The sequence below is a fragment of the Pseudomonas brassicae genome (genome assembly GCF_010671725.1).
GTDB lineage: Bacteria > Pseudomonadota > Gammaproteobacteria > Pseudomonadales > Pseudomonadaceae > Aquipseudomonas > Aquipseudomonas brassicae.
Window position 1 is genome coordinate 1 of the sequence record NZ_JAAHBU010000401.1, and the last position, 3,448, is coordinate 3,448.

The 3,448-nt window shown below is 64.8% G+C and carries 2 protein-coding genes; both read left to right on the top strand.

The window, feature by feature from the left end; translation table 11 throughout:
• A partial coding sequence (locus tag G3436_RS22790) for an efflux RND transporter periplasmic adaptor subunit (protein ID WP_420801245.1) occupies positions 1-343 on the top strand: 343 nt, incomplete at its 5' end.
• A complete protein-coding gene (locus tag G3436_RS22795) occupies positions 340-3,387 on the top strand; it encodes an efflux RND transporter permease subunit (RefSeq protein ID WP_163949770.1) in 3,048 nt (1,015 codons plus the stop codon). The genes G3436_RS22790 and G3436_RS22795, both read left to right, overlap by 4 nt.
• Positions 3,388-3,448: the final 61 nt, after the last annotated feature.

Genomic DNA, 3,448 nt, shown 5'->3' on the forward strand with positions numbered 1-3,448 from the left:
CGACGCCGCCACGCGCACCCGGCGCGCGCGCCTGACGCTGGCCGACACCCCTGCGGCGTTTCGCCTGGGCACCGCCATCAGCGTCAGCCTCAGCTCGGCGATCACGCCGCGCCGCGAGCTGCCGCTGAGTGCCCTGCAGGAGGTCGACGGCCAGACCCGCGTGTGGGTTGTCGACCCGCAGCAACAGACCGTGTCGGCGCGTGAAGTGACCATTGTGCAGCGCCTGGCCGACCGCGTGGTGCTCAGCGCCGGCGTCGAGGCCGGGGAGCGTGTGGTCACGGCGGGGGTGAACAGCCTCAAGCCCGGCCAGAAGGTAAAAATCGATGAGGAAAGCCCGCGATGAAAGGAAGCTTCAACCTGTCCGAATGGGCCCTCAAGCACCAGTCCTTCGTGTGGTACCTGATGTTCGTCGCGTTGCTCATGGGCGTGTTCTCCTACGTCAACCTGGGCCGTGAGGAAGACCCCTCGTTCACCATCAAGACCATGGTCATCCAGACCCGCTGGCCCGGTGCGACCCAGGACGAGACCCTGCTGCAGGTCACCGACCGCATCGAGAAGAAGCTCGAAGAGCTGGACTCGCTCGACTACGTGAAAAGCTACACCCGGCCCGGCGAGTCGACGGTGTTCGTCAACCTGCGCGACACCACCAAGGCCGACGACATTCCGCAGATCTGGTACCAGGTGCGCAAGAAGATCCAGGACATCCGCGGCGAGTTCCCCCAGGGCATCCAGGGTCCCGGCTTCAACGACGAATTCGGTGATGTGTTCGGCTCGGTGTATGCCTTCACCGCCGACGGCATCTCCATGCGCCAGTTGCGCGACTACGTCGAGCAGGCGCGTGCCGAGATCCGCGAGGTGCCGGGCCTGGGCAAGGTCGAGATGATCGGCCAGCAGGACGAGGTGCTGTACCTGAACTTCTCCACGCGCAAGCTGGCGGCGCTGGGCATCGACCAGCGCCAGGTGGTGCAGGCGCTGCAGGCACAGAACGCGGTGACCCCGGCCGGGGTGATCGAGGCCGGCCCCGAGCGTATCTCGGTACGTACCAGTGGCCAGTTCGCCTCGGAGAAAGACCTGCAGGAGGTCAACCTGCGGCTCGACGACCGCTTCTATCGGTTGGCCGATATTGCCGAGATCAGCCGTGGCTATGTCGACCCGCCCACACCGATGTTTCGCTACGACGGCAAGCCGGCCATCGGCCTGGCGATCGGCATGAAGAAGGGTGGCAACATCCAGGCATTCGGCCAGGAGCTGCAGGCCAAGATGCACGCAGTGATTGCCGACCTGCCGGTCGGGGTGGGCGTGCACACGGTGTCGGACCAGGCGGTGGTGGTCGAGGAAGCGGTGGGCGGTTTTACCAGTGCGCTGTTCGAGGCGGTGGTGATCGTGCTGGTGGTGAGTTTCATCAGCCTGGGCGTGCGCGCCGGGCTGGTGGTGGCGTGTTCGATCCCGCTGGTACTGGCCATGGTGTTCGTGTTCATGGAATACAGCGGCATCACCATGCAGCGGATTTCGCTGGGGGCGTTGATCATTGCGCTGGGCTTGCTGGTGGACGACGCGATGATCACCGTCGAGGTGATGGTCACGCGCCTGGAAAAGGGCGAGAGCAAGGAGCAGGCGGCCACGTTCGCCTACACCTCCACGGCCTTCCCGATGCTCACCGGCACCCTGGTGACCGTGGCGGGCTTTGTGCCGATCGGCCTGAACGCGAGTTCGGCGGGCGAGTACACCTTTACCCTGTTTGCGGTGATTGCCGTGGCGCTGCTGGTGTCGTGGGTGGTGGCGGTGCTGTTCGCGCCAGTGCTCGGCGTGCACCTGCTCAGTGCCAAGGTCAAGGCGCACGACGCCGAGCCCGGGCGTATCGGCCGCGGCTTCAACCACGGGTTGCTGTGGTGCATGCGCAACCGCTGGCTGACCATCATCGGCACGGTGGTGCTGTTCGTGCTGGCGGTGTTGTGCATGCGTTTCGTGCAGAACCAGTTCTTCCCCTCGTCTGACCGCCCGGAGATCCTGGTGGACCTGAACCTGCCGCAGAATGCCTCGATCGAGGAGACGCGCAAGGCGGTCGACAAGCTGGAGGCGACCCTCAAGGACGACCCCGACATCGTGCGCTGGAGCACCTACATCGGCCAGGGCGCGATCCGTTTCTACCTGCCGCTGGACCAGCAGCTGGAAAACCCGTACTACGCGCAACTGGTGATCGTGAGCAAAGGCCTGGCGTCGCGCGAGGCCTTGATGGCGCGGCTCAAGGAGCGCTTGCGCAAGGACTTCGTCGGCATCGGCAGCTACGTGCAGTCGCTGGAAATGGGCCCGCCGGTGGGGCGGCCGATCCAGTACCGGGTCAGTGGCAAGGACATCGACCAGGTGCGCAGGCACGCGATCGAACTCGCCGCCCTGCTGGATCGCAATTCGCACATCGGCGAGATCATTTATGACTGGAACGAGCCGGGCAAGGTGTTGCGCATCGACATTGCCCAGGACAAGGCGCGCCAGCTGGGCTTGTCGTCCGAAGACGTGGCCAACCTGATGAACAGCATCGTCAGTGGCGCGCCGCTGACCCAGGTGAACGACAGCATCTACCTGATCGACGTGGTGGGGCGTGCGGTGGACAGCGAGCGTGGTTCGCCGCAGACCTTGCAGAACCTGCAGATCGTCACGCCCAACGGCACCTCGATTCCGTTGCTGGCGTTTGCCACCGTACGTTACGAGCTGGAGCAGCCGTTGGTGTGGCGGCGTGACCGCAAGCCGACCATCACGGTGAAGGCGGCGGTGCGTGACGAGATCCAGCCGACCGACCTGGTGGCGCAGCTCAAGCCGCAGATCGAGGAATTCGCGCGTGGCTTGCCGGTGGGGTACGAGGTGGCCACCGGCGGTACGGTGGAAGAGAGCAGCAAGGCGCAGGGCCCGATTGCCAAGGTGGTGCCGTTGATGCTGTTCCTGATGGCGACGTTCCTGATGATCCAGTTGCACAGTGTGCAGAAGTTGTTCCTGGTGGTGAGCGTGGCGCCGCTGGGGTTGATCGGGGTGGTGCTGGCGCTGGTGCCGACGGGGACGCCGATGGGGTTTGTGGCGATATTGGGGATCCTGGCGCTGGCGGGGATCATCATCCGCAACTCGGTGATCCTGGTGACGCAGATCGATGCGTACATCGAGCAGGGGTATGCGCAGTGGGATGCGGTGGTGGAGGCGACGGACCATCGTCGGCGGCCGATCCTGCTGACGGCGGCGGCGGCGAGCCTGGGCATGATTCCGATTGCGCGGGAAGTGTTCTGGGGGCCGATGGCGTACGCCATGATTGGCGGGATCATTGTCGCCACCTTGCTGACCTTGCTGTTTTTGCCGGCGTTGTATGTGGCCTGGTACAAGGTCAAGGAGCCGCAGCGCAACTGATGGCCCCTTCGCTGGCAAGCCAGCTCCCACAGGGTTATCAGTGCTCATGAGACAGGCACTT